Below are 26,063 nucleotides of genomic sequence, written 5' to 3' on the forward strand. Positions count from 1 at the left end.
GTACTGAGTAACAGAAGTAACCAGGTGGGGTTCCCGAGCGGCCAAAGGGAGCAGACTGTAAATCTGCCGTCATCGACTTCGAAGGTTCGAATCCTTCCCCCACCACCATATTCAGGCTGAGCTCAAGCACAGTCAGGGTCAGCAAGCTTTGCGGGTTGGCTCGAATAATAAGACATCTTATCTTGTTATTCACAAGCTACAGAAAGAACAGGTAGCCGAGTTCCAGGTTGCGGGCATCGTATAATGGCTATTACCTCAGCCTTCCAAGCTGATGATGCGGGTTCGATTCCCGCTGCCCGCTCCAAGATGTGCTGATATGGCTCAGTTGGTAGAGCGCACCCTTGGTAAGGGTGAGGTCCCCAGTTCGACTCTGGGTATCAGCACCACTTCATAATCTCCCTCCCTGATTCTTCTCTGTGACAAAATAAATTCAACAGTTCAGGCTATGCCTGGTTGATGTGGTGATATCACCGATTTATCCGTGTCTTAGAGGGACAATCGATGTCTAAAGAAAAATTTGAACGTTCAAAACCGCACGTCAACGTCGGTACTATCGGCCACGTTGACCATGGTAAAACTACCCTGACTGCAGCTATCACCACCGTACTGGCTAAAACCTACGGCGGTTCTGCTCGTGCATTCGACCAGATCGATAACGCGCCAGAAGAAAAAGCTCGTGGTATCACCATCAACACTTCTCACGTTGAGTATGACACCCCGACTCGCCACTACGCGCACGTTGACTGCCCAGGCCACGCCGACTACGTCAAAAACATGATCACCGGTGCTGCACAGATGGACGGCGCTATCCTGGTTGTTGCTGCGACTGACGGCCCTATGCCTCAGACCCGTGAGCACATCCTGCTGGGTCGTCAGGTTGGCGTTCCTTTCATCATCGTGTTCATGAACAAATGTGACATGGTTGATGACGAAGAGCTGCTGGAGCTGGTTGAGATGGAAGTGCGTGAGCTGCTGTCCGCTTACGATTTCCCAGGCGACGATCTGCCAATCGTTCGTGGTTCTGCTCTGAAAGCGCTGCAAGGCGAAGCTGAGTGGGAAGCGAAAATCATCGAACTGGCTGGCCACCTGGATAACTACATCCCGGAACCAGAGCGTGCGATTGATAAGCCGTTCCTGCTGCCTATCGAAGACGTATTCTCCATCTCCGGCCGTGGTACTGTTGTTACCGGTCGTGTAGAGCGCGGTATCGTTAAAGTAGGTGAAGAAGTTGAAATCGTTGGTATCAAAGATACCGTGAAATCAACTTGTACCGGCGTTGAAATGTTCCGCAAACTGCTGGACGAAGGCCGTGCTGGTGAGAACGTTGGTGTTCTGCTGCGTGGTATCAAACGTGAAGATATCGAACGTGGTCAGGTTCTGGCTAAACCAGGTTCAATCAAACCTCACACCCAGTTCGACTCAGAAGTTTACATCCTGTCGAAAGATGAAGGCGGCCGTCATACTCCGTTCTTCAAAGGCTACCGTCCACAGTTCTACTTCCGTACAACTGACGTGACCGGTACCATCGAACTGCCAGAAGGCGTTGAGATGGTAATGCCAGGCGACAACGTAAACATGAAAGTGACCCTGATCCACCCAATCGCGATGGATGACGGTCTGCGTTTCGCAATCCGTGAAGGCGGCCGTACTGTTGGTGCGGGTGTTGTTGCTAAAGTTATCGCGTAATCGCTGATAATATTTGACGCAACGCACAAGAAAAGGGCATCATTTGATGCCCTTTTTGCACGCTGTAACATAGAACCTGACTCATCAGTGATTTTCCGTCATAATCATTGCTGAGGCAGGCTCTGTAGCACGGCGTTAGATACCGAGTTACGCCTCACAGCATTATTCGGTTTGGTTGCCCCGCGCCGCGGGGCAAAATAGTTTCTGATTTATTGTGGCAGGTTGGTTTATGAGTGCTAATACCGAAGCTCAAGGGAGCGGGCGCGGCCTGGAAGCGATAAAGTGGTTAGTCGTAGCCATTTTGCTTATCGTGGCTATCGTAGGTAACTACTACTATCGCGAAATTACATTGCCGTTACGTGCGCTGGCCGTCGTTGTGCTGATTGCCGCCGCGGGTGGCATCGCGCTGCTGACGACGAAAGGTAAAGCTACGGTGGCTTTTGCTCGTGAAGCAAGAACCGAAGTCCGTAAAGTCATCTGGCCGACTCGTCAGGAAACATTGCATACCACCTTAATCGTTGCCGCGGTTACCGCCGTGATGTCACTGATTTTGTGGGGGCTGGATGGTATTCTGGTCCGTCTGGTATCATTTATCACTGGCCTGAGGTTCTGAGATGTCTGAAGCTCCAAAAAAGCGCTGGTACGTCGTTCAGGCGTTTTCCGGTTTTGAAGGCCGCGTAGCACAATCGCTGCGTGAGCATATCAAGTTACATAACATGGAAGAGCTGTTTGGTGACGTCATGGTTCCAACCGAAGAAGTGGTTGAGATCCGTGGTGGTCAGCGTCGTAAAAGCGAGCGCAAATTCTTCCCTGGCTACGTTCTGGTACAGATGGTCATGAACGATGCAAGCTGGCACTTAGTGCGCAGCGTGCCGCGCGTCATGGGCTTTATCGGCGGAACGTCAGATCGTCCGGCGCCAATTAGCGATAAAGAAGTCGACGCGATCATGAACCGTCTGCAGCAGGTTGGCGATAAGCCACGGCCAAAGACCATGTTCGAGCCTGGCGAAATGGTCCGCGTCAGCGATGGCCCGTTTGCCGACTTCAACGGTGTGGTCGAAGAAGTGGATTACGAAAAAAGCCGCCTGAAAGTATCGGTTTCCATCTTTGGCCGTGCAACGCCAGTGGAACTTGATTTCGGTCAGGTCGAAAAAGGCTGATAATCGTAGCGGCCGCCCGCATAGCATCACTGCAGTGCGGGAAATAGTGCATGCATTGACCGATTATTGGTTGCGGAAGGCGCGAAATTGAAATACAATTTCGCGCCTTTTGTTTTTATGCGCTGTCTCAGCGTGTGAATATTGAGTGTTAACTGCCGTCGGCGGCAAAGGTATTTTGCATGCGCACAGCGCGGAGAAACCGCAGCGTACTTTGGGTACGTAAGGATTTCGAGCACTGCGCAAAGGCAAAATAACGAGTAAGCCAGGCAGTGGACAAAACCACGGGGAGCTTCTTGCGAAGCGCTACCACCCAATAGAGGAATTATCATGGCTAAGAAAGTACAAGCCTACGTCAAACTGCAGGTTTCTGCGGGTATGGCTAACCCAAGTCCACCAGTTGGCCCGGCACTGGGTCAGCAGGGTGTTAACATCATGGAATTCTGTAAAGCGTTCAACGCCAAAACAGAGAGCCTGGAAAAGGGTCTGCCGATCCCAGTTGTTATCACTGTTTACTCTGACCGTTCTTTCACCTTCATTACCAAAACCCCGCCAGCAGCAGTTCTGCTGAAAAAAGCGGCTGGTATTAAGTCTGGTTCCGGTAAGCCGAACAAAGACAAAGTAGGTAAAGTAACTCGTGCTCAGGTACGTGAAATCGCAGAAACCAAAGCTGCGGACATGACTGGTGCTGATATTGAAGCGATGTCTCGCTCAATTGAAGGTACTGCTCGTTCCATGGGCCTGGTAGTGGAGGATTAAGAAATGGCTAAGCTGACCAAGCGCATGCGCGTGATCCGTGACAAAGTTGATGTAACTAAACAATATGACATCAACGAAGCTGTTGCTCTGCTGAAAGAACTGGCTACTGCCAAGTTCGTTGAAAGCGTTGACGTAGCTGTAAACCTGGGCATCGATGCTCGTAAATCTGACCAGAACGTGCGTGGTGCAACTGTACTGCCACACGGTACTGGCCGTTCCGTTCGCGTTGCCGTATTTGCCCAGGGCGCAAACGCTGAAGCTGCTAAAGCTGCAGGCGCTGAGCTGGTAGGTATGGAAGATCTGGCTGATCAGATCAAAAAAGGCGAAATGAACTTCGACGTTGTTATCGCATCTCCAGATGCAATGCGCGTTGTTGGCCAGCTGGGTCAGGTTCTGGGCCCACGTGGTCTGATGCCAAACCCGAAAGTTGGTACTGTAACACCTAACGTTGCTGAAGCAGTGAAGAACGCTAAAGCTGGTCAGGTTCGTTATCGTAACGACAAAAACGGCATCATCCATACCACTATCGGTAAGGTTGATTTCGAATCAGACAAACTGAAAGAAAACCTGGAAGCCCTGCTGGTTGCGCTGAAAAAAGCGAAACCTTCTCAGGCGAAAGGCGTTTTCATCAAGAAAGTTAGCCTGTCCACCACCATGGGCGCTGGCGTAGCAGTTGATCAGTCTGGTCTGAACGCAGTAGCGAACTAATTCGCTGCTTTACGCGGGCGTAACTTTCGTCTAGAATCTTACGCCCGTTGTTCCGTTAATGACGGAACCTGTATTTAATGTGGTTGTGATGTGGCCTGGCGATTACGCCGTCACAGTTTAACTGCATAAGAATACTAAGAATTTTCGGTTGGAGCCTGGCCTTATCCAGGCCTCCGTCCAAGACCGCAGGTGTCAGAACACTCTTCGGGGTAGGAAGACTTAATCGTCCTGCGTAGACGGTGACAGAGCCTAAAGAATTTTTTTTCTTATCTGGATTCTGCTCACCGTGTTTTAGCGCTTATCTTCGGCAACGCGGATAAGTGAAGTGAGTTTCGGGGAAATCCTTCCCCGTCCAAAAATCCAGGAGCACAAGCTAATGGCCTTAAATCTTCAAGACAAACAAGCGATTGTTGCTGAAGTCAGCGAAGTAGCCAAAGGCGCGCTGTCTGCGGTAGTTGCGGATTCTCGTGGCGTTACCGTTGACAAAATGACCGAACTGCGTAAAGCAGGTCGTGAAGCTGGCGTTTACATGCGTGTTGTTCGTAACACCCTGCTGCGCCGCGTCGTTGAAGGTACTCAGTTTGAGTGCCTGAAAGACACGTTTGTTGGTCCAACTTTGATTGCATACTCTATGGAACACCCGGGCGCTGCTGCTCGTCTGTTCAAAGAGTTCGCGAAAGCGAATGCAAAGTTCGAAGTTAAAGCTGCGGCCTTTGAAGGTGAGCTGATCACGGCGTCTAATATTGACCGCCTGGCAACTCTGCCTACTTACGATGAAGCAATCGCACGCCTGATGGCAACCATGAAAGAAGCCGCTGCCGGCAAACTGGTTCGCACTCTGGCTGCTGTTCGCGATCAGAAAGAAGCTGCTTAATCGCACTCTCTTTTTTGACGCACTTGCTTACGTATAAACTATTTCTGATTCTTAGGAACACTTGTTATGTCAACTATCACTAAAGACCAAATCATTGACGCTGTTGCAGCACTGTCTGTAATGGAAATCGTTGAACTGATCTCCGCTATGGAAGAAAAATTCGGCGTTTCAGCTGCTGCTGCTGTTGCAGGTCCAGCTGCTGCTGCTGAAGCTGTAGAAGAAAAAACTGAATTCGACGTTGTGCTGAAAGCTATCGGCGCAAACAAAGTTGCTGTAATCAAAGCAGTACGTAGCGCAACTGGTCTGGGCCTGAAAGAAGCCAAAGACCTGGTTGAGTCTGCACCAGCAACTCTGAAAGAAGGCATCAGCAAAGATGACGCAGCTGCACTTGAAGCTGCTCTGAAAGAAGCTGGCGCTGAAGTTGAAATCAAATAAAACAACCTTTCAGGTTGCAGTCTGATTAGTCAGGCTGATGGCTGGTGGCTTTTTAGTCACCAGCCTTTTTGCGCTCAAGGACTACAATGGGGTTTCACACTATTTAGCCATTGAAGTTCTTCAATATCTTTTTCTATCGGCGCCTTAATATACTGCTTCTCCGTGAGAACTCCCTGTTCCCACCAGAGCAACGAAATGATTTAAGAGTGATAGAAAGATGTATTGCGGACAGTGATCTCCTCACTTTCCGAAAACATAATAGTGTTGCATGAACTGTCCTTCAGGACGGACAGAGTGGGTCACTGATCAGCGAGCTGAGGAACCCTATGGTTTACTCCTATACCGAGAAAAAACGCATTCGTAAGGATTTTGGTAAACGTCCACAAGTTCTGGACATTCCATATCTCCTTTCTATCCAGCTTGACTCGTTCCAGAAGTTTATCGAGCAAGATCCGGAAGGTCAGTACGGGCTGGAAGCAGCATTCCGTTCTGTATTCCCAATTCAGAGCTATAGCGGTAATTCCGAGCTGCAGTACGTCAGCTACCGCTTAGGCGAACCTGTATTTGATGTTAAAGAATGTCAGATCCGTGGCGTGACGTATTCGGCTCCGCTGCGTGTAAAACTGCGTCTGGTGATCTACGAGCGCGAAGCGCCGGAAGGCACTGTTAAAGACATCAAAGAACAAGAAGTTTACATGGGCGAAATTCCGCTCATGACCGATAACGGTACCTTTGTTATCAACGGTACAGAAAGGGTTATCGTTTCTCAGCTGCATCGTAGTCCTGGCGTCTTCTTTGACAGCGATAAGGGTAAAACCCACTCATCGGGTAAAGTGCTGTATAACGCACGTATTATTCCTTACCGTGGTTCATGGCTGGATTTCGAATTCGATCCGAAAGACAACCTGTTCGTTCGTATTGACCGTCGCCGTAAACTGCCTGCGACCATCATTCTGCGCGCACTGAACTTCACCACTGAACAGATCCTTGACCTGTTCTTCGAGAAAGTGGTGTATGAGATTCGTGACAACAAGCTGCAGATGGAACTGGTTCCTGAGCGTCTGCGTGGCGAAACCGCTTCTTTTGATATTGAAGCGAACGGCACGGTATACGTTGAGAAAGGCCGTCGTATTACTGCGCGTCACATTCGTCAGCTGGAAAAAGATAGCATTGCGCATATCGAAGTTCCGGTTGAGTACATCGCAGGTAAAGTCGTTGGTAAAGATTACATCGACGAAAACACCGGCGAACTGATTGTGGCAGCCAACATGGAGCTGTCGTTGGATCTGCTGGCGAAACTGAGCCAGTCAGGACACAAGCGTATCGAAACGCTGTTCACCAACGATCTGGACCACGGCGCCTACATGTCAGAAACCGTACGTGTCGACCCAACCAGCGATCGCCTGAGCGCGCTGGTTGAGATCTACCGTATGATGCGTCCTGGTGAGCCACCGACGCGTGAAGCTGCTGAAAATCTGTTCGAGAACCTGTTCTTCTCTGAAGACCGCTATGACCTTTCTGCGGTTGGCCGCATGAAGTTCAACCGTTCTCTGCTGCGTGATGAGATCGAAGGTTCCGGTATCCTGAGCAAAGACGACATCATTGAAGTGATGAAGAAGCTCATCGGTATCCGTAACGGTAAAGGCGAGGTCGATGATATCGACCACCTCGGCAACCGTCGTATCCGTTCCGTAGGCGAAATGGCGGAAAACCAATTCCGTGTTGGCCTGGTGCGTGTTGAGCGTGCGGTGAAAGAGCGTCTGTCCCTTGGCGATCTCGATACCCTGATGCCTCAGGATATGATCAACGCCAAGCCGATCTCTGCGGCGGTGAAAGAGTTCTTTGGTTCCAGCCAGCTGTCTCAGTTTATGGACCAGAACAACCCGTTGTCTGAGATTACGCACAAACGTCGTATCTCTGCACTCGGCCCGGGCGGTCTGACGCGTGAGCGTGCAGGCTTTGAAGTTCGAGACGTTCACCCGACTCACTACGGTCGTGTGTGTCCAATCGAAACGCCGGAAGGTCCAAACATCGGTCTGATCAACTCCTTGTCTGTGTATGCACAGACCAATGAGTACGGTTTCCTCGAAACCCCTTATCGTCGCGTAGTCGACGGTGTGGTCACCGACGAAATTCATTACCTCTCTGCAATTGAAGAGGGTAACTACGTTATCGCTCAGGCGAACACCAACCTCGACGACGAAGGTCACTTCGTAGACGACCTGGTGACTTGCCGTAGCAAAGGCGAATCGAGTCTGTTCAGCCGCGATCAGGTTGACTACATGGACGTTTCCACACAGCAGATCGTTTCTGTTGGTGCGTCCCTGATTCCGTTCCTGGAGCACGATGACGCCAACCGCGCATTGATGGGTGCAAACATGCAACGTCAGGCGGTTCCTACTCTGCGTGCTGATAAGCCGCTGGTAGGTACCGGTATGGAACGCGCGGTTGCGGTTGACTCCGGTGTAACTGCCGTAGCGAAACGTGGTGGTACCGTTCAGTACGTTGATGCATCGCGTATCGTTATTAAAGTTAACGAAGGCGAAATGTATCCGGGCGAAGCCGGTATCGACATTTACAACCTGACTAAGTACACCCGTTCCAACCAGAACACTTGCATCAGCCAGAAGCCGTGTGTGAACCTGGGCGAACCTATTGAACGTGGCGATGTACTGGCTGACGGCCCGTCTACCGATCTCGGTGAACTGGCGCTGGGTCAGAACATGCGCGTGGCGTTCATGCCGTGGAACGGTTACAACTTCGAAGACTCCATCTTAGTCTCCGAGCGTGTTGTGCAGGAAGATCGCTTCACCACTATTCACATCCAGGAACTGGCATGTGTGTCGCGTGACACCAAGCTGGGGCCAGAAGAGATCACTGCTGATATCCCGAACGTGGGTGAAGCTGCGCTCTCCAAACTGGATGAGTCCGGTATCGTGTATATCGGTGCTGAAGTGACCGGTGGCGACATTCTGGTTGGTAAGGTGACGCCGAAAGGTGAAACCCAGCTGACGCCAGAAGAGAAGCTGCTGCGTGCGATCTTCGGTGAGAAAGCGTCTGATGTTAAAGACTCTTCTCTGCGCGTACCAAATGGCGTTTCCGGTACCGTGATCGACGTTCAGGTCTTTACCCGCGATGGCGTGGAAAAAGACAAGCGCGCGCTGGAAATCGAAGAGATGCAGCTGAAGCAGGCGAAGAAAGACCTGTCTGAAGAATTGCAGATCCTCGAAGCTGGCCTGTTTGGCCGTATCAACTACCTGCTGGTTGCCGGTGGCGTTGAAGCGGAAAAACTGGACAAGCTGCCACGTGAGCGCTGGCTGGAACTCGGTCTGACCGACGAAGACAAGCAAAACCAGCTGGAGCAGCTGGCGGAGCAGTACGACGAGCTGAAGCACGAGTTTGAGAAAAAACTTGAAGCTAAACGCCGCAAAATCACTCAGGGCGATGATCTGGCACCAGGCGTGCTGAAAATCGTGAAAGTGTATCTGGCGGTTAAACGTCAGATCCAGCCTGGTGACAAAATGGCAGGTCGTCACGGGAACAAAGGTGTTATCTCCAAGATCAACCCGATCGAAGATATGCCTTACGATGAATACGGCACGCCGGTTGACATCGTACTGAACCCGCTGGGCGTACCATCACGTATGAACATTGGTCAGGTTCTTGAAACCCATCTGGGTATGGCTGCGAAGGGCATCGGTGAGAAAATCAACGCGATGCTTAAGAAGCAGGAAGAAGTGTCCAAACTGCGTGAGTTTATTCAGCGCGCCTACGATCTGGGCACCGATGTGCGTCAGAAAGTTGACCTGAACACCTTCACTGATGACGAAGTGCTGCGTCTGGCAGAGAACCTGAAAAAAGGTATGCCAATCGCGACGCCAGTGTTTGACGGTGCGAAAGAGAGCGAAATCAAAGAACTGCTGCAGTTGGGTGGTTTACCGACCTCTGGTCAGATTACGCTGTTTGATGGCCGTACTGGCGAGCAGTTCGAGCGTCCGGTTACCGTTGGCTATATGTACATGCTGAAACTTAACCACCTGGTTGATGACAAGATGCATGCACGTTCTACCGGCTCTTACAGCCTTGTTACTCAGCAGCCGCTGGGTGGTAAAGCGCAGTTCGGTGGTCAGCGCTTCGGTGAGATGGAAGTGTGGGCGCTTGAAGCATATGGCGCTGCCTATACGCTGCAGGAAATGCTCACCGTTAAGTCTGATGACGTTAACGGCCGTACCAAGATGTATAAAAACATCGTGGACGGTAATCATCAGATGGAACCTGGCATGCCGGAATCCTTCAACGTACTGTTGAAAGAGATCCGCTCGCTGGGTATCAACATCGAGCTGGAAGGCGATTAACTACACGCCAGCTTTCGGGTTGCAGGTCGTGAAAGCGCCTGCAGCCTGAAAGATGATGAGTAAGCAGTTGTATTCGTACTAGTTACGAGGCGTCCGGGTCACTCCGGGCTGCCTTGAGAAGTCTCACTCCGACGGGAGCTAATCCGTGAAAGACTTACTAAAGTTTCTGAAAGCGCAAACTAAGACTGAAGAGTTTGATGCGATCAAAATTGCTCTGGCCTCGCCAGACATGATCCGTTCCTGGTCTTTCGGTGAAGTTAAAAAGCCGGAAACCATTAACTACCGTACGTTCAAACCTGAACGTGACGGTCTGTTCTGTGCGCGTATTTTCGGGCCGGTCAAAGACTATGAGTGCTTGTGCGGTAAGTACAAGCGCCTGAAACACCGCGGTGTGATCTGCGAGAAGTGTGGCGTTGAAGTTACACAGACCAAAGTTCGCCGTGAGCGCATGGGCCACATTGAACTGGCTTCGCCAACTGCACACATCTGGTTCCTGAAATCGCTGCCTTCGCGCATCGGTTTGCTGCTGGACATGCCACTGCGTGATATCGAACGCGTGCTGTACTTCGAATCTTATGTGGTTGTCGAAGGCGGTATGACCAACCTCGAAAAGCGCCAGATCCTGACTGAAGAGCAGTATCTGGATGCGCTGGAAGAGTTTGGTGACGAATTCGATGCGAAAATGGGTGCGGAAGCTATCCAGGCGCTGTTGAAAAACATGGATCTGGAGCAAGAGTGCGAGCAGCTGCGTGAAGAGCTGAACGAAACCAACTCCGAGACCAAGCGCAAGAAGCTGACCAAGCGTATCAAGCTGCTGGAAGCGTTCGTTCAGTCTGGTAACAAACCAGAGTGGATGATCCTGACCGTGCTGCCAGTACTGCCGCCGGATCTGCGTCCGCTGGTGCCACTGGATGGTGGTCGTTTCGCTACGTCCGATCTGAACGATCTTTACCGTCGTGTGATCAACCGTAACAACCGTCTGAAACGCCTGCTGGATCTGGCTGCGCCAGATATCATCGTACGTAACGAAAAACGTATGTTGCAGGAAGCGGTTGATGCGCTGCTGGACAACGGCCGTCGCGGTCGTGCGATTACCGGCTCTAACAAGCGTCCGCTGAAATCGCTGGCTGACATGATCAAAGGTAAGCAGGGTCGTTTCCGTCAGAACCTGCTGGGTAAACGCGTCGACTACTCTGGTCGTTCGGTTATCACCGTTGGTCCATACCTGCGCCTGCATCAGTGCGGTCTGCCAAAGAAAATGGCACTGGAACTGTTCAAACCGTTTATCTACGGCAAGCTGGAACTGCGTGGCCTCGCGACCACCATTAAAGCGGCGAAGAAAATGGTTGAGCGTGAAGAAGCTGTCGTCTGGGATATCCTGGATGAAGTGATCCGCGAACACCCGGTACTGCTGAACCGTGCGCCAACACTGCACCGTCTGGGCATCCAGGCGTTTGAGCCAGTATTGATCGAAGGTAAAGCGATTCAGCTTCACCCGCTGGTCTGTGCGGCATACAACGCCGACTTCGATGGTGACCAGATGGCAGTACACGTACCGCTGACGCTGGAAGCTCAGCTGGAAGCGCGTGCGCTGATGATGTCTACCAACAACATCCTGTCGCCAGCGAACGGTGAGCCAATCATCGTTCCTTCTCAGGACGTTGTACTGGGTCTGTACTACATGACCCGTGACTGTGTTAACGCCAAAGGCGAAGGCATGGTGCTGACTGGCCCGAAAGAAGCCGAGCGTATCTATCGCGCTGGCCTCGCCTCTCTGCATGCTCGTGTAAAAGTGCGTATTACTGAGCACGAGAAAAACGAGCAGGATGAATGGGTTGCTAAAACCAGCATCATTGATACCACCATTGGTCGCGCCATCCTGTGGATGATCGTGCCAAAAGGTCTGCCTTTCTCCATCGTTAACCAGGCGCTGGGCAAGAAAGCTATCTCCAAAATGCTGAACACCTGTTACCGCATTTTGGGTCTGAAGCCGACCGTTATCTTTGCTGACCAGACCATGTACACCGGTTTTGCCTACGCTGCCCGTTCAGGTGCTTCTGTTGGTATCGACGACATGGTGATCCCGGCGAAGAAAGTGGAAATCATCACCGAAGCGGAAGCTGAAGTGGCTGAAATCCAGCAGCAGTTCCAGTCTGGTCTGGTAACCGCTGGCGAACGCTACAACAAAGTGATCGATATCTGGGCTGCGGCCAACGAACGTGTTGCTAAAGCAATGATGGAAAACCTGTCAACTGAGCTGGTCATTAACCGTGACGGCGAAGAAGAGCGTCAGGTCTCCTTCAACAGTATCTTTATGATGGCCGACTCCGGTGCGCGTGGTTCTGCGGCACAGATTCGTCAGCTGGCGGGTATGCGTGGTCTGATGGCGAAACCAGATGGTTCCATCATCGAGACGCCAATCACCGCGAACTTCCGTGAAGGTCTGAACGTACTCCAGTACTTCATCTCCACGCACGGTGCTCGTAAAGGTCTGGCGGATACCGCACTGAAAACCGCGAACTCCGGTTATCTGACGCGTCGTCTGGTTGACGTTGCACAGGATCTGGTCGTTACCGAAGACGACTGTGGTACCCATGAAGGTATCATGATGACGCCGGTTATCGAGGGTGGTGATGTTAAAGAGCCACTGCGTGAGCGCGTACTTGGTCGTGTAACGGCGGAAGACGTTCTTAAGCCAGGCACTGCGGACATTCTGCTGCCACGCAACACCCTGCTGCACGAGCAGCAGTGTGACCTGTTGGAAGAGAACTCGGTCGACAGCCTGAAAGTCCGCTCCGTAGTAAGTTGTGAAACTGACTTCGGTGTGTGTGCGCACTGTTATGGACGCGATCTGGCGCGTGGTCACATCATCAACAAAGGTGAGGCCATCGGCGTTATTGCAGCACAGTCCATCGGTGAGCCGGGTACTCAGCTGACCATGCGTACGTTCCACATCGGTGGTGCGGCATCGCGTGCGGCAGCCGAATCCAGCATTCAGGTGAAGAACAAAGGTACTATCAAGCTGACCAACGCGAAATCGGTAACGAACTCCGCTGGTAAGCTGGTCATCACCTCGCGTAACGTTGAACTGAAAATGATCGACGAATTTGGCCGTACCAAAGAGAGCTATAAAGTTCCTTACGGTGCAGCCATGGCGAAAGGTGACGGTGAGCAGGTTGCAGCGGGCGAAGTTGTCGCTAACTGGGATCCGCATACCATGCCAGTTATCACCGAAGTGAGCGGTTTTATCCGCTTCACCGACATGATCGATGGCCAGAGCATTACGCGTCAGACTGATGACTTAACCGGTCTCTCCTCGCTGGTGATCCTGGACAGCGCAGAACGTACCACTGGTGGTAAAGATCTGCGTCCGGCACTGAAAATCGTTGATGCTAACGGTAACGATGTACTGATCCCTGGCTCCGATATGCCAGCTCAGTACTTCCTGCCAGGTAAAGCGATTGTCCAGCTGGAAGACGGCATCAAGATCAGCTCTGGTGATACCCTGGCGCGTGTTCCTCAGGAATCAGGCGGTACCAAGGATATTACCGGTGGTCTGCCACGCGTTGCTGACCTGTTCGAAGCACGTCGTCCGAAAGAGCCGGCAATCCTGGCTGAAGTCAGCGGTATTATCTCCTTCGGTAAAGAGACCAAAGGTAAACGTCGTCTGGTGATCACGCCGATTGATGGCAGCGATCACTACGAAGAGATGATTCCGAAATGGCGTCAGCTTAACGTGTTCGAAGGTGAGCGCGTAGAACGTGGTGACGTGGTATCCGATGGTCCAGAGTCTCCGCATGACATTCTGCGTCTGCGCGGCGTGCATGCTGTGACCCGTTATATCACTAACGAAGTGCAGGAAGTTTACCGTCTGCAAGGCGTTAAGATTAACGATAAACACATCGAAGTTATCGTGCGTCAGATGCTGCGTAAAGCAACCATCGCCAGCAACGGTAGCTCAGAGTTCCTGGATGGTGAGCAGGTCGAGTTCTCTCGCGTGAAAATCGCGAACCGCGACCTGGAAAACAACGGCAAGATTGCAGCGACCTTCGCTCGCGATCTGCTGGGTATCACCAAGGCATCTCTGGCAACCGAATCGTTTATCTCCGCAGCATCGTTCCAGGAGACCACACGTGTCCTGACCGAAGCCGCTGTTGCAGGTAAACGTGACGAACTGCGCGGCCTGAAAGAGAACGTAATCGTGGGTCGTCTGATCCCAGCCGGTACCGGTTACGCTTATCATCAGGATCGTATGCGCCGTCGTCATGCAGGCGAAGTGCCGGTAGCGCCACAGGTGACTGCAGATGAAGCATCTGCCAGCCTGGCGGAACTGCTGAACGCCGGTCTCGGTGGTCGCGACGACGAGTAATCGTTAGTCCGCTATCGCTAATAAAAAACCCGCTCCGGCGGGTTTTTTTTATGCCTGAAACTCTCAGCTCTGCGCCCACACCCGTGGTGATGTCAACTGTTCTTCTGAACCGTTTTTTCCGCCCGTTATTGCGGCTTCGGCACCTTGTTGAGCACCTTCTTTCAGCCCCTCTTTCGCCGCCTGTTTAGCCCCTTCTTTAATTGCCGTCGTCGCTGCTACGCGTCCCGCCGTCGCGGCTAAACCAGCCGCTCCGACGCCCGGAATAAATGAGAACGCGGCAGAAGCGATATAGCTAAAGACTTCGAGCATTTTATAAAAACCGCCGCCCTTCTCTTTTTTCTGATCTGGCTGCGTCTCTTTACCGGTGGTCATATCCTGCTGTGCTGAGATAGCGTCAGGATCCAGTGAAGGTTTTGCCAGCTGAGCAGGGGCGGCAATCTGATTGGATCCTTTTTTGATAAAGGCATCGATATCACCTTTGCCAATATTTTTATCATTGGCCTTATTAAAGAAGTCACCGCCCGCGCCGTGTTTGCCATTATCCAGCATGGAGAACAGCATCGAATTAGGCTGGCTCAGCAAATTGGCTGCGTCGCGCACTTCCTGGCTGTTTTCTTCATTGTTAGCAATATCCTTCAGCTTATCTGGCTTAATGCCGCCGCCTTTAAAGAAAATGTCTTCGTTATCCTGTATCGTTTTCAGCGCCTTATCCTCCTGAGGCGCAAGCTTTACGTTATACGATGCGAGATCACACAGGCGATCTTTTGAAACCGATGCGGAAGGATCGTCTTTACCTGTCAGTTGTTGCCATTGCTCCGGATTGTCAGTGAAGAATTTTGCCGCGGCGGCCACCTGCGGTGGACACTTGCCCATATCCTGCGAACCATCAGCGATTTTCTGCAAGCTTTCCAGACTCACCTTTTTCGGCAGACTTTCAGAGTAAAGATAGAGTTCGCGCATGGCATCATTTGAGGTCATTTCCCGCGGCGCGGAGCCTGGCGCAGAGTCAGACGGCATATAGGCGTGCGTATAGTCTTCAGATTTCGCATCGGTATACTGTCTGATTAACGGGTTCTGCTGCATTGTCTGAATGTCTTTGGCGCTGATTTTCCCGTCTGTTTTACCATTTTTTTTCGCCCCATCTAAAGCGGCAAACATCTCCGGATCTTTGAGTACGGCGCTCAGTGCTTTTTTGGCATCGGACGGGGTTTTAGGGTCATCAAGCAGTTTCTCCATGCCTTCGCGGTCGGTGGCCTTTTTCAGCAGATCTTCGTGCCGGCCAAGTGTAGCGACCACTTCCTCAAAGGGCATCTGATCCGGTGCGGTTTCAGGCAATGCCTGCTGCGTATCCGAACCGCCGGACAGTGCCGATAACAGCTCTTCCATTAGCATCGGGATCAGCTGCGCGATGGAGCCGGAAGTTTGCAGGTTTTTTCCCGCTCCCTGCTGCAGGGCGTCAGGGCTGGTAGCTTGTGATCGGGTTCCCTTCAGTGGTGTCGCTAGTTCACCACTGGCAGGGGTTGCCTTGTTTGCGGTAGTGAGATTCTGTGGAGAAAAGCCAGGAAGACGCATACAGGTTAATCCGCTTAAAAGGAGTTGTGCTTATTGGGTGGCGCCAAATCAGCAACAGTTCCGCTTTTTCTCCAGGGCGGTATTTGCGCCGCCGCTGGAGAGGGCCGGTACAGGGCTAAATCATTTGTAGCGATCCACATCTTCACTGGTTAAACCTATATCCCGCAGCTGGGTATCACTTAACCCGGATAAAATCTTGCGCGTCTGCTTACGCAGACGCCATCCCCGCCACCGCCGATAAAGCAAAGCCAACTTCATACGAACACGGGTTCCGGCAAAAAGCTGTCCCGTTCTGTTTTCCTGATATTCCATCATTTGCTCCCCACACTGGATGACTGAGGACTATTTTGTGAGGAAAGCTATTGACAATACAGATGCAAAAATTGACTTTAATTGTCATACAGAATGATGGCTACCGCTTCTGAATGGTCAGTTTTGGCGCCATCTGTACTGGTTTTTCTTAACCTGACGGGGGAGAGTGCAATACGATGACGCGCTATCAACATCTGGCAACGCTGCTGGCGCAGCGTATCGAACAGGGGCTGTATCAGGGGGGAGAACGTCTGCCCTCAGTGCGCACATTAAGCACCGAACACGGAGTCAGTATCAGCACAGTTCAGCAGGCTTATCATCTGCTGGAAGAGAGGCAACTGATCACCCCACAGCCACGCTCCGGTTATTTTGTCACGCCGCGTAAAGCCGCGCCGCCGGTACCCGCCATTAGCCGACCTGCGCAAAGGCCGGTTGAAATTACCCAGTGGGGATCGGTGCTGGAACTGATTAACGCGCGGCTGGAAGAGGATATGCTGCAGCTTGGCAGCGGGATGCCTGATATCAGTCAGCCGACCATTAAACCGTTATGGAAAGTCATGAGTCGCCTCGCGCAGAAGCAGGATCTGCGAATGCTGAACTATGACAATATCTATGGCGTCCCGGCGTTACGGGAGCAGGTTGCGCGGCTGGCGATTGACAGTGGCTGTCAGCTGTCGGCTGATGAGATTGTAATCACCACGGGCTGTCATGAAGCGCTGTCAGTGTCGATTCGCAGTGTATGCCAGCCGGGCGATATTATAGCTGTTGAATCTCCCACCTTCCACGGCACCATGCAGACCCTGCATGGGTTTGGCATCAAGGTTATTGAGATCCCGACGGATTGCGAAACCGGCATCAGTCTGGAAGCACTGGAACTGGCACTGGATCAGTGGCCAGTCAAAGCGGTGGTGGTGGTGCCCAATTGCAATAACCCACTGGGTTTTGTCATGCCGGACAACCGCAAGCGCGGCCTGCTGGCGCTGGCGCAACGCTTTGATATCGCAATTATTGAAGATGATGTCTACGGTGAACTGGTGTACGACTATCCACGTCCCATCACCATCAAATCGCTGGATCAGGATGGGCGCGTAATGCTGTGCAGCTCATTTTCGAAAGTGCTGGCTCCGGGGCTACGTGTTGGTTGGGTGGCGCCGGGGCGTTATCTTGATCGCGTTATCCATATGAAATATATCGGCACCGGCTCGACGGCGACGCAAATGCAGATGACCGTGGCCGAATTTATCCGCCAGGGCCATTACCAGCCGCATCTGCGCCGCATGCGCGCGCACTATCAGCGTAACCTCGATATTTTCACCCATTGGGTGCGGCACTATTTCCCCTGTGGCATTTGCGTCACCCGCCCGCAGGGTGGTTTTCTGATGTGGATTGAGCTGCCTGAAGCTTTTGACTCGGTGCGTCTGAATCGCGAGCTGCGTGAGTGCAATATTCAGATCAGTGTGGGTTCGCTGTTTTCCGCGGCGGGCAAATATCGCAACTGTCTGCGGCTAAATTACGCTTTGCCGTTTAATCCTCAAACCGAACGCGCGCTGGCCATCTTAGGGGCGGCGGTTGAGCGCGCTATGGAGTGTTGTTTGCCAGTTATACCGGCAGTGGCGGCGTTGCCTGAAAAAAGTGGAGGTGGGGCCGCTGTTAATCGATAGCGCTGAGGAACTGGAAGGCGGGGCCAGCATAAAGGGATAGATGCTGACCCCGGACGATGACGACAGTGCCATCGACAGCGCTACTATAGCGCTGCCGAATTCAGTCACCAGCGGCCATCGCGCGTGCTGCGCGTCACGCCGACAACTTTTCCTCACCGTTGCCTTAACTTACTTTTCTATGCGGGTTCCGTCCCAAACTGCGGCTCGGGTTCAGCCAGTGCCAGCAACGTTTGCGTTGCCTGACGCCAGTCTGCTGCCTGAGTAATGGCGCTGACCACCGCAATACTGCCCACGCCGCAGGCCAGCACCTCCGGCGCGCGCGCGATACTGATGCCGCCAATCGCTACCGTGGAGATATCGCCAAGGCGCGTAATATGGCGCTTCAGCTCAATCAGCCCCTGTGGATCTGAAGGCATCTGTTTGGTCTGCGTCGGGAAGATATGGCCGAGAGCGATATAGGAAGGGCGCAGCGCCAGCGCGCGATCCAGCTCGGCATCATCATGGGTCGACAGTCCGAGGCGTAATCCGGCGTGACGAATGGCGTCTAAATCGGCCACATCAAGGTCTTCCTGACCAAGATGTACACCATAGGCGTTGTACTTAATCGCCAGTCGCCAGTAGTCATTGATAAACAGACGCGCCTGGTAGCGTTTACCCAGCGCGACAGCTTCGGCAATGCTATTTTCGACCGCCGCTTCCGTTTGATCTTTGATCCGTAACTGAATCGTCCGCACACCCGCATCCAGCAGACGGGCAATCCATTCCACACTATCAACCACCGGATAGAGTCCGAGTTTTTTCGCGGTGGCAGGAAAAGGGTAAATCATTGTGATTCCTCCTGGTTCAGGGTATCGGCAGGGTGATACAGCTCGCCGCCGCGACTGCGGAAGGCCTGTGACATCTGCGCCATGCCGACTTCAATCGGTTGTGCCTGCGCTTCAGGCGCTTGCTGTTTTGCCGCGTATTCGCGCACTTCCTGGCTAATCTTCATCGAACAGAATTTGGGGCCGCACATCGAGCAGAAATGGGCAACTTTACCCGACTCCTGGGGCAGGGTTTCATCGTGATAAGCGCGCGCGGTATGCGGATCCAGCGCCAGGTTAAACTGATCTTCCCAGCGGAATTCAAAACGTGCTTTTGACATGGCGTTATCACGGATCTGCGCGCCCGGATGGCCTTTGGCCAGATCGGCCGCATGAGCCGCGATTTTATAGGTGATCAGTCCCTGTTTAACGTCCTCTTTATTCGGCAGGCCAAGGTGCTCTTTCGGCGTAACATAGCAGAGCATCGCACAACCGAACCAGCCAATCATCGCCGCACCGATGCCGGAGGTGAAATGGTCATAGCCGGGCGCGATATCGGTGGTCAGCGGGCCAAGGGTGTAGAACGGCGCTTCATGGCAGTGTTCCAGCTGTTCGGTCATATTGCGGCGAATCATCTGCATTGGCACATGGCCGGGACCTTCGATCATCACCTGCACATCATATTCCCAGGCGATTCTGGTCAGTTCACCCAGCGTATGCAGCTCGGCAAACTGCGCTTCATCGTTGGCATCCTGAATCGAGCCGGGACGCAGGCCATCACCCAGCGACAGGGAGACATCGTAAGCCGCGCAAATCTGGCAAATTTCGCGGAAATGCTGGTAAAGAAAACTCTCCTGATGATGGGACAAGCACCACTTGGCCATAATCGAACCGCCACGCGAGACGATGCCGGTCAGGCGTCTGGCGGTCATCGGCACATAACGTAACAGCACGCCGGCATGGATAGTAAAATAATCCACCCCCTGTTCAGCCTGTTCCAGCAGGGTATCGCGGAAAATTTCCCAGTTGAGCGCTTCAGCGACGCCATTTACCTTCTCCAGCGCCTGATAAATCGGTACGGTGCCGATCGGCACCGGGCTGTTACGCAGAATCCATTCGCGCGTTTCATGGATATAACGCCCGGTAGAGAGATCCATTACGGTGTCGGCGCCCCAGCGCGTCGACCACACCAGTTTTTCCACTTCTTCTTCAATCGAGGAGGTGACCGCCGAGTTGCCAATATTGGCATTTACCTTCACCAGGAAATTGCGGCCAATAATCATCGGTTCCGCTTCCGGATGGTTGATATTGGCCGGAATAATCGCGCGTCCGGCGGCGACCTCCTGACGGACAAATTCAGCGGTAATATTTTCCGGCAGCTGCGCGCCAAAGCTGTTGCCCGGATGCTGCTGTAACAGCACTTCACCACGAATGCGTTCGCGGCCCATATTTTCCCGCAGCGCGATAAATTCCATCTCTGCGGTGATAACGCCCAGACGCGCATAATGCATCTGGGTCACGCAGTGACCAGCCCGCGCTCGCTGTGGCTGCGGCAGATGGTCAAAGCGCAGATGATCCAGACCTTCATCCGCCAGTCGCTGCCGGGTCCAGCTGGAGCTAAGCTGGCTAATCGCTTCGCTATCACCGCGTTCGGCAATCCACTCAGCGCGCAGCTTTGGCAGACCGCGATGCACATCAATCAGCGCATCGGGATCGCCATAAGGCCCGGCGGTGTCATACACCGGCACCGGCTCATTATCTTCGAATCTGGCATCGTCTTTACTGCCGCCGACCATCGTCGGACTCAGCTGGATCTCGCGCATTGGCACGCGGATATCGGCGCGGCTACCGCTAAGATAAATACGTGCAGAGTTGGGGAAGGCGCTGCCCTGCAGTGAATCGATAAACTGCTGAGCCTGAGCGCGCTGCTCACGACGGTTGGTTTTTTTTTCAATATCAGACATAGCTCATATCCTGATGACATAGGGAAAATGGCTTGCCCGGAGTTCGGCGGGAGTAACTTACGGTGTGGCGGCAGAGCGGCAAACACCGAAAAAGAGGCTTTACTCTTGTTCCCTTCGCAGGTACTAACCTGATCAGGTTCCGCGGATCCCGAATTAACGGTCTCAGCCCCAAAGGGCACTCCGACAAGATGCTGGCTGGTCAGAAACACCAGCCCAAAATTACCCCTTCAGCATAGAAGGGCGAATCACAAACTACAAGGGGTTTACCAACGGATAACTTTTACGCCGGTCGCACCAGATTCGCATCGTTAGCGACAGTGAAAGGTTGCAGCTGATGGTCGTGAGCCAGCTGAATCAGCCGATCTTCCAGCGTAAAACGCGCTTCCAGCGCTTCACCGACACCTGATAACGCCTGCTGGAACTCAAGGCAATTATCATCGTCAATCGCGGTTTCCAGATGGGTATCGTAATAATTCATAATCTGTTCGGTATTTGCCTGCAGCGCCGGATAGATCTGCGATGCCGCCAGTAACGGGCTGTCGCCCTGTAATTCATTAATGATACGTTCGTAAATGCTGAAGTGGCCGGTAGAAAGGTAATCAACCAGTCTCTGACAAAAGTTATCCAGTGCTTCATCATCAAGTGCGGTCAGTGAATCTTTGTTAGGCTTAATGCCTACCAGCTGATAATACGCCGCCAGCAGTTGCCTGCGCGCGTTTAACCAGAGATCCACCAGTTCATTGCTGCCACCGACGCGTGCAGCCAGAACATCTAACTGGTTTAGCATGATCGACTCCATATTTGGGTACTATAGTCTTAGCGCAACTTTCCGAATACTTAACAGCAGTACTACAGCGAGCCTGTTAAAGCAAAGGATAATAATTTTTATGGAACATAAGATTTCTATCGTAGACGTTGGCTGGTGGGTTGTCAGCCATGAACAGAAACTTTGGTTGCCACAAGGTGATCTGCCTCATGGTAGCGCCGAAGAATTAGGTCTCACTGGATCGCAGGGATCGGTGATTGGTGAGTGGCAGGGCGAAAAGGTGTGGCTGATCCGCGAGGATCGTAGTGAAAATATGGCCTCAGTCCGGCAGATTATCGATCTGGATGTGGGCCTGTTCCAGCTTGCCGGACGAGGCGTGCAGCTGGCGGAGTTTTTCCGTTCCCATCGCTGGTGCGGCTATTGTGGCCATGAAATGCATCACAGTAAAAGTGAAAACGCCTGTCTGTGTGGCCACTGCCGCCAGCGCTATTATCCGCAGATTGCCCCCTGCATTATTGTCGCCATCCGTCGTGGTGAAGAGATTCTGCTGGCACAGCATGCGCGCCATCGCAACAGTATCTACACCGTGCTGGCCGGGTTTGTCGAAGTGGGTGAAACCCTTGAGCAGGCCGTCGCGCGTGAGGTGATGGAGGAGAGCAACGTTAAAATAAAAAACGTACGCTATGTCACTTCGCAGCCCTGGCCGTTTCCCCACTCGCTGATGATGGCGTTTATGGCTGACTACGATGAAGGTGTCTTGCAGCATGATGGTAAAGAGTTGATCGATGCCGGATGGTATCGCTATGACAACCTGCCGCTGTTGCCGCCGCCGGGCACCGTGGCGCGCCGCCTGATTGAGGATACCGTTGCGCTTTGTCGTGCCGAAGCCGACTGATAAAGCGGGCGGCGATAACGGCGCCCCTACAAATTTCGTAGGGCCGCCGTTATCGGCTCCCGCCCAGCCCGACTCGTTCCCCAACTACTTTGGGTATATACTACGCGCCTGTTTTTGAGAGAGTCTGATGATGAGTGAACTGAAGAACGATCGTTATTTACGCGCGCTGCTGCGTCAGCCGGTAGATATCACCCCGGTATGGATGATGCGCCAGGCAGGACGTTATTTGCCGGAGTACAAAGCGACCCGCGCTGAAGCCGGTGATTTTATGTCGCTGTGCAAAAATGCTGAGCTGGCGTGCGAAGTGACGCTACAACCGTTGCGGCGTTTTCCGCTTGATGCGGCGATCCTGTTCTCCGATATCCTGACCATTCCTGATGCGATGGGTCTCGGGCTCTACTTTGAAACCGGCGAAGGTCCGCGCTTCTCCTCGCCGATCACCTGCCGCGCCGATGTCGAAAAATTACCGGTGCCCGATCCGGAGCTGGAGCTGGGCTATGTAATGAATGCGGTACGCACCATCCGTAAAAATCTGAAGGGCGAAGTGCCGCTGATCGGTTTCTCTGGCAGTCCGTGGACGCTGGCGACCTATATGGTGGAAGGTGGCAGCAGTAAAGCCTTTACCAAAATTAAGAAAATGATGTACGCCGAGCCGGAAACCCTGCATCTGATGCTGGATAAGCTGGCGGACAGCGTCACCCTGTATCTGAATGCCCAGATCCACGCCGGCGCGCAGTCGGTGCAGATCTTCGATACCTGGGGCGGCGTGCTGACCGGTCGCGACTATCGCGATTTCTCGCTCTATTACATGCATAAAATCGTTGACGGTCTGCTGCACGAAAATGAAGGCCGTCGCGTACCGGTGACGCTGTTTACCAAAGGCGGCGGTCAGTGGCTGGAAGAGATGGCGGCCACCGGCTGCGATGCGCTGGGACTCGACTGGACCATCGATATTGTTGATGCGCGCCGTCGGGTTGGCGATCGTGTGGCGTTGCAGGGCAATATGGATCCTTCGATGCTGTATGCGCCTCCGGCGCGTATTGAGCAGGAAGTGGCGGGTATTCTGCAGGGCTTTGGCAAAGGCAATGGTCATGTCTTCAATCTGGGACACGGTATTCACCCCGATGTGCCACCCGAGCATGCCGGTGTCTTTGTCGAGGCGGTACACCGCCTGTCACGACCCTATCACCAGGAGTAAGCATGGATATGCAGGCGCTGCGCGCAGAGCAGCTGGCCCGGGCCAAAGAAGTGATACGTCATGATGACTTTGATTGCCTGCCGCCGCGCCTGATTGCCGGTGCGGATGTGGGCTTCGAGCAGCAGGGTGATGTAACGCGTGCTGCGCTGGTGGTTCTGGAGTATCCCTCGTTAAAACTGGTTGAGCATAAGGTGGCGCGTATCGCCACCACCATGCCCTATATCCCCGGCTTTCTCTCTTTTCGCGAATATCCTGCGTTACTGGCTGCCTGGCAGATGCTGGAGCATCAGCCCGATCTGCTGTTTGTCGACGGGCATGGTATCTCGCATCCGCGCCGTCTCGGCGTCGCCAGCCATTTTGGCCTGCTGGTGGATGTGCCGACCATTGGCGTGGCGAAAAGTCGCCTGTGCGGCAAATTCGAACCACTGGATGATCAACCGGGCGCACGTCAGCCGCTGATGGATAAGGGTGAGCAGCTGGGCTGGGTATGGCGCAGTAAAAAGCGCTGCAACCCGCTGTTTATCGCCACCGGCCACCGCATCAGCAGCGATACTGCGCTACAGTGGGTGGAGAACTGTATGGCGGGCTACCGCCTGCCGGAACCGACGCGCTGGGCCGATGCCGTCGCCTCCGGACGTCCGGCTTTCCTGCGCTGGCAGCAGCAGGGTTAACGGTGTGAGTCTGCGGCTTTTCAGGTACACTGCAGGCCGCGCGTCAATGTCTATGAGATCCCAATATGTTACGTAATCCGATTCATCTGCGGCTGGAAAAGCTGGAAAGCTGGCAGCACGTTACTTTTATGGCTTGCCTGTGTGAGCGCATGTATCCCAATTATTGGGCATTCTGCCAGCAAACCGGTTTTGCCGATCCTCAGCTCTATCGCCGCATCCTCGATCTGGTGTGGGAAACGCTGGTGATCAAAGATGCTAAAGTGAATTTCGACAGCCAACTGGAGAAGCTGGAAGAAGCTATCCCGTCGGCGGATGATTACGATGTCTATGGCGTCCATCCGGCGATTGATGCCTGTGTGGCGCTGAGCGAATTACTGCACTCGCGTTTAAGTGGTGAAACGCTGGCTCATGCCATCGAAGTCAGCGAGACCTCGATCACCACCGTCGCCATCCTCGAAATGACCCAGGCTGGTCGTGAAATGAGCGATGATGAGCTAAAAGAGAACCCGGCGGTGGAAGAGGAATGGGACTGCCAGTGGGAGATTTTCCGCCTGCTGGCTGCCTGTGAAGAGCGCGACCTGGAGCTGATCAAAGGGCTGCGATCTGACCTGCGCGAGGACCCGATTAGCAACATCGGTATAAAATTTCAGCAATAAGGCGATAAAACGTGACTTCACGCCTGATTTGTCATGCCTAAAGGCTTCACATCCGCCCCCTGTCTGGTCTACATTTGGGGGGCTGAAAAATGTGGCTATCGGTGCGTGCAGGCTGAAGAGTGCCAGAATCTGGCTTTTCCCTCGCACTTGATGCTTAGCAAGCGATAAATACACTGTAAGGATAACTTATGAACAAGACTCAACTGATTGATGTAATTGCGGACAAAGCGGACCTGTCTAAGACCCAGGCTAAAGCTGCTCTGGAATCCACCCTGGCTGCGATTACTGAGTCTCTGAAAGAAGGTGATGCTGTACAACTGGTTGGTTTTGGTACCTTTAAAGTTAACCACCGTGCTGAGCGTACTGGCCGCAACCCGCAGACTGGCAATGAAATCAAAATTGCTGCTGCAAACGTACCGGCATTTGTATCTGGTAAAGCACTGAAAGACGCTGTTAAGTAATAGCGTTTGCGCTAAAAGTTTGAACAGGGGGGCGATCTGATCGCTCCTTTTGTTTTTTATCTCTCTAGTCCGTGTGAGAATTTATGAAATACGTTCTCCTCGCTTTCACCATTCTCCTTGCGGGTTGCAGCTCTCAATCCACACTGCCGGACTTTACCGCCAGTGGTTATCTTGCTGACCGCGGCGCAGTCCGTATCTGGCGCAAAGACAGCCAGCAACAAGTGGCACATATGAAGACGGTGTTCAGTCCGTTTAATGGCGACGCCACCGAAATGACCGACTATAACTGGCAGGATGGCAAGCTGGTCTCAATTGAACGCCACATCGCTGGCGGCCATCCCGATGACATCACCCTGCGCTTTGATCAGCAGGGGCAACTTAATTTTATGCAGCGACAGTTGCAGGGACGCCGTGAGGCGGTCTCAGCGGACGCTGTAGCGCTTTATACCTTTGATGCCCAACGGATGCTTAAGATCAGTGATGCGCTGCTCAGCGGGCGTGTGATGCTGAAACAGGGCCAGTGGTCAGGCGAGGGCGCAGTGAAAACCTGTCAGGGCCAGCGGGTGAAGCCCGCGCTGGATGACCGCTCACTGCGCTATATCATGCAACGTCAGGCGAAATCCAGTCAGCCAGTGAGTATCGCCTGGCTGGAAGCGCCAGAAGGCACCCAGCTGTTGCTGGTGGCAAATGAAGATTATTGTCAGTGGGAACCGCAGGAAGAAGGGTTTTAAAACAGGGGTGCAGGGGCGGCGTTCTCGCCG

Annotated in this window: 21 protein-coding genes, 3 tRNA genes and 1 riboswitch; of the genes, 19 read left to right on the forward strand and 5 right to left on the reverse strand. The window is 53.1% G+C overall.

The window, feature by feature from the left end; genetic code table 11:
• The first annotated feature begins 23 nt into the window (after positions 1 to 23).
• The 12 genes from J2125_RS12465 (at position 24) to rpoC (ending at position 14,343) form a co-directional block, all read left to right on the forward strand.
• Positions 24 to 108 (forward strand) — tRNA-Tyr (locus J2125_RS12465).
• A gap of 121 nt (positions 109 to 229) precedes the next feature.
• A tRNA-Gly gene (locus tag J2125_RS12470) sits at positions 230 to 304 on the forward strand.
• 6 nt (positions 305 to 310) lie between these two features.
• Positions 311 to 386: transfer RNA gene (locus tag J2125_RS12475), tRNA-Thr, on the forward strand.
• 115 nt (positions 387 to 501) lie between these two features.
• Positions 502 to 1,686 (forward strand): elongation factor Tu, encoded by a 1,185-nt coding sequence (gene tuf / locus J2125_RS12480; RefSeq protein ID WP_209499501.1) that lies wholly within the window; start codon positions 502 to 504, stop codon positions 1,684 to 1,686.
• 229 nt (positions 1,687 to 1,915) lie between these two features.
• Entirely contained in the window at positions 1,916 to 2,299 is a 384-nt protein-coding gene (gene secE, locus J2125_RS12485) for a preprotein translocase subunit SecE (RefSeq protein ID WP_017803042.1), read from the forward strand.
• A 1-nt stretch (position 2,300) separates the two neighbouring features.
• Positions 2,301 to 2,846 (forward strand): transcription termination/antitermination protein NusG, encoded by a 546-nt coding sequence (gene nusG / locus J2125_RS12490; RefSeq protein WP_017803043.1) that lies wholly within the window; start codon positions 2,301 to 2,303, stop codon positions 2,844 to 2,846.
• 327 nt (positions 2,847 to 3,173) lie between these two features.
• Positions 3,174 to 3,602 carry a 50S ribosomal protein L11 gene (gene rplK / locus J2125_RS12495; protein WP_017803044.1) on the forward strand — a complete coding sequence of 143 codons (429 nt, stop codon included), beginning with the start codon at positions 3,174 to 3,176 and terminating at the stop codon, positions 3,600 to 3,602.
• A gap of 3 nt (positions 3,603 to 3,605) precedes the next feature.
• A complete protein-coding gene (rplA, locus tag J2125_RS12500) occupies positions 3,606 to 4,310 on the forward strand; it encodes a 50S ribosomal protein L1 (RefSeq protein ID WP_017803045.1) in 705 nt (234 codons plus the stop codon).
• A 376-nt stretch (positions 4,311 to 4,686) separates the two neighbouring features.
• Entirely contained in the window at positions 4,687 to 5,184 is a 498-nt protein-coding gene (rplJ, locus tag J2125_RS12505; RefSeq protein WP_017803046.1) for a 50S ribosomal protein L10, read from the forward strand.
• A gap of 66 nt (positions 5,185 to 5,250) precedes the next feature.
• Positions 5,251 to 5,619 carry a 50S ribosomal protein L7/L12 gene (gene rplL, locus J2125_RS12510; protein WP_026111972.1) on the forward strand — a complete coding sequence of 123 codons (369 nt, stop codon included), beginning with the start codon at positions 5,251 to 5,253 and terminating at the stop codon, positions 5,617 to 5,619.
• A gap of 326 nt (positions 5,620 to 5,945) precedes the next feature.
• Positions 5,946 to 9,974, forward strand: coding sequence for a DNA-directed RNA polymerase subunit beta (gene rpoB, locus J2125_RS12515; RefSeq protein WP_017803048.1), 4,029 nt, complete (start codon positions 5,946 to 5,948; stop codon positions 9,972 to 9,974).
• Positions 9,975 to 10,119: 145 nt separating this feature from the next.
• Positions 10,120 to 14,343 (forward strand): DNA-directed RNA polymerase subunit beta', encoded by a 4,224-nt coding sequence (gene rpoC, locus J2125_RS12520; protein WP_017803049.1) that lies wholly within the window; start codon positions 10,120 to 10,122, stop codon positions 14,341 to 14,343.
• Positions 14,344 to 14,406: 63 nt separating this feature from the next.
• Here rpoC and J2125_RS12525 read toward each other — a convergent pair whose 3' ends face one another.
• Entirely contained in the window at positions 14,407 to 15,915 is a 1,509-nt protein-coding gene (locus J2125_RS12525; RefSeq protein ID WP_198510913.1) for an HrpF/NolX family T3SS translocon protein, read from the reverse strand.
• A gap of 120 nt (positions 15,916 to 16,035) precedes the next feature.
• The gene (locus tag J2125_RS12530) at positions 16,036 to 16,230 is read right to left on the reverse strand and encodes a DUF1127 domain-containing protein (RefSeq protein WP_017803051.1); all 195 of its coding nucleotides are present in this window, start codon (positions 16,228 to 16,230) and stop codon (positions 16,036 to 16,038) included.
• A gap of 173 nt (positions 16,231 to 16,403) precedes the next feature.
• Between J2125_RS12530 and J2125_RS12535 the strand changes: the two genes are divergently transcribed.
• Positions 16,404 to 17,888: an aminotransferase-like domain-containing protein gene (locus J2125_RS12535; protein WP_017803052.1), complete on the forward strand. Its 1,485-nt coding sequence runs from the start codon at positions 16,404 to 16,406 to the stop codon at positions 17,886 to 17,888.
• A 176-nt stretch (positions 17,889 to 18,064) separates the two neighbouring features.
• Here the strand turns inward: J2125_RS12535 and thiE are convergent, their stop codons facing one another.
• The 3 genes from thiE to J2125_RS12550 all read right to left on the reverse strand — a co-directional run bounded on the left by thiE (position 18,065) and on the right by J2125_RS12550 (position 21,442).
• Complete coding sequence (thiE, locus tag J2125_RS12540; protein ID WP_017803053.1) at positions 18,065 to 18,715, reverse strand: thiamine phosphate synthase; 651 nt, start codon at positions 18,713 to 18,715, stop codon at positions 18,065 to 18,067.
• Positions 18,712 to 20,655: a phosphomethylpyrimidine synthase ThiC gene (gene thiC / locus J2125_RS12545; RefSeq protein WP_017803054.1), complete on the reverse strand. Its 1,944-nt coding sequence runs from the start codon at positions 20,653 to 20,655 to the stop codon at positions 18,712 to 18,714. Before thiC ends, thiE begins: the two co-directional genes overlap by 4 nt.
• Positions 20,656 to 20,747: 92 nt before the next feature.
• A riboswitch (TPP riboswitch) is annotated at positions 20,748 to 20,848 on the reverse strand.
• Between the two features lie 87 nt (positions 20,849 to 20,935).
• The gene (locus tag J2125_RS12550) at positions 20,936 to 21,442 is read right to left on the reverse strand and encodes an Rsd/AlgQ family anti-sigma factor (RefSeq protein WP_017803055.1); all 507 of its coding nucleotides are present in this window, start codon (positions 21,440 to 21,442) and stop codon (positions 20,936 to 20,938) included.
• A 100-nt stretch (positions 21,443 to 21,542) separates the two neighbouring features.
• On the opposite strand from J2125_RS12550, the gene nudC reads away from it, so the two are divergent.
• From nudC to J2125_RS12580, 6 genes are all read left to right on the forward strand, one after another.
• Positions 21,543 to 22,316 carry an NAD(+) diphosphatase gene (nudC, locus tag J2125_RS12555; protein WP_017803056.1) on the forward strand — a complete coding sequence of 258 codons (774 nt, stop codon included), beginning with the start codon at positions 21,543 to 21,545 and terminating at the stop codon, positions 22,314 to 22,316.
• 130 nt (positions 22,317 to 22,446) lie between these two features.
• Complete coding sequence (hemE, locus tag J2125_RS12560) at positions 22,447 to 23,514, forward strand: uroporphyrinogen decarboxylase (RefSeq protein WP_026111974.1); 1,068 nt, start codon at positions 22,447 to 22,449, stop codon at positions 23,512 to 23,514.
• 2 nt (positions 23,515 to 23,516) lie between these two features.
• Positions 23,517 to 24,185 (forward strand): deoxyribonuclease V, encoded by a 669-nt coding sequence (gene nfi, locus J2125_RS12565; protein WP_017803058.1) that lies wholly within the window; start codon positions 23,517 to 23,519, stop codon positions 24,183 to 24,185.
• Between the two features lie 65 nt (positions 24,186 to 24,250).
• A complete protein-coding gene (locus tag J2125_RS12570) occupies positions 24,251 to 24,841 on the forward strand; it encodes a YjaG family protein (RefSeq protein WP_017803059.1) in 591 nt (196 codons plus the stop codon).
• 188 nt (positions 24,842 to 25,029) lie between these two features.
• Positions 25,030 to 25,302 carry a nucleoid-associated protein HU-alpha gene (hupA, locus tag J2125_RS12575; protein WP_017803060.1) on the forward strand — a complete coding sequence of 91 codons (273 nt, stop codon included), beginning with the start codon at positions 25,030 to 25,032 and terminating at the stop codon, positions 25,300 to 25,302.
• Positions 25,303 to 25,385: 83 nt separating this feature from the next.
• Positions 25,386 to 26,033 (forward strand): DUF1481 domain-containing protein, encoded by a 648-nt coding sequence (locus tag J2125_RS12580; protein ID WP_017803061.1) that lies wholly within the window; start codon positions 25,386 to 25,388, stop codon positions 26,031 to 26,033.
• Positions 26,034 to 26,063: the final 30 nt, after the last annotated feature.

It is taken from the genome of Winslowiella toletana, assembly GCF_017875465.1.
Lineage (GTDB): Bacteria > Pseudomonadota > Gammaproteobacteria > Enterobacterales > Enterobacteriaceae > Erwinia > Erwinia toletana.

Bases quoted from the DNA above. Each gene is read 5' to 3' on its own strand.
- rplJ (WP_017803046.1), top strand. From the start codon at position 4,687: ATGGCCTTAAATCTTCAAGACAAACAAGCGATTGTTGCTGAAGTCAGC.
- nudC (WP_017803056.1), top strand. From the start codon at position 21,543: ATGGAACATAAGATTTCTATCGTAGACGTTGGCTGGTGGGTTGTCAGC.
- J2125_RS12530 (WP_017803051.1), bottom strand. From the start codon at position 16,230: ATGATGGAATATCAGGAAAACAGAACGGGACAGCTTTTTGCCGGAACC.
- thiC (WP_017803054.1), bottom strand. From the start codon at position 20,655: ATGTCTGATATTGAAAAAAAAACCAACCGTCGTGAGCAGCGCGCTCAG.
- rplL (WP_026111972.1), top strand. From the start codon at position 5,251: ATGTCAACTATCACTAAAGACCAAATCATTGACGCTGTTGCAGCACTG.
- secE (WP_017803042.1), top strand. From the start codon at position 1,916: ATGAGTGCTAATACCGAAGCTCAAGGGAGCGGGCGCGGCCTGGAAGCG.
- tuf (WP_209499501.1), top strand. From the start codon at position 502: ATGTCTAAAGAAAAATTTGAACGTTCAAAACCGCACGTCAACGTCGGT.
- J2125_RS12580 (WP_017803061.1), top strand. From the start codon at position 25,386: ATGAAATACGTTCTCCTCGCTTTCACCATTCTCCTTGCGGGTTGCAGC.
- J2125_RS12535 (WP_017803052.1), top strand. From the start codon at position 16,404: ATGACGCGCTATCAACATCTGGCAACGCTGCTGGCGCAGCGTATCGAA.
- hupA (WP_017803060.1), top strand. From the start codon at position 25,030: ATGAACAAGACTCAACTGATTGATGTAATTGCGGACAAAGCGGACCTG.
- nusG (WP_017803043.1), top strand. From the start codon at position 2,301: ATGTCTGAAGCTCCAAAAAAGCGCTGGTACGTCGTTCAGGCGTTTTCC.
- J2125_RS12570 (WP_017803059.1), top strand. From the start codon at position 24,251: ATGTTACGTAATCCGATTCATCTGCGGCTGGAAAAGCTGGAAAGCTGG.
- rpoB (WP_017803048.1), top strand. From the start codon at position 5,946: ATGGTTTACTCCTATACCGAGAAAAAACGCATTCGTAAGGATTTTGGT.
- J2125_RS12525 (WP_198510913.1), bottom strand. From the start codon at position 15,915: ATGCGTCTTCCTGGCTTTTCTCCACAGAATCTCACTACCGCAAACAAG.
- J2125_RS12550 (WP_017803055.1), bottom strand. From the start codon at position 21,442: ATGCTAAACCAGTTAGATGTTCTGGCTGCACGCGTCGGTGGCAGCAAT.
- thiE (WP_017803053.1), bottom strand. From the start codon at position 18,715: ATGATTTACCCTTTTCCTGCCACCGCGAAAAAACTCGGACTCTATCCG.
- rplK (WP_017803044.1), top strand. From the start codon at position 3,174: ATGGCTAAGAAAGTACAAGCCTACGTCAAACTGCAGGTTTCTGCGGGT.
- hemE (WP_026111974.1), top strand. From the start codon at position 22,447: ATGAGTGAACTGAAGAACGATCGTTATTTACGCGCGCTGCTGCGTCAG.
- nfi (WP_017803058.1), top strand. From the start codon at position 23,517: ATGGATATGCAGGCGCTGCGCGCAGAGCAGCTGGCCCGGGCCAAAGAA.
- rplA (WP_017803045.1), top strand. From the start codon at position 3,606: ATGGCTAAGCTGACCAAGCGCATGCGCGTGATCCGTGACAAAGTTGAT.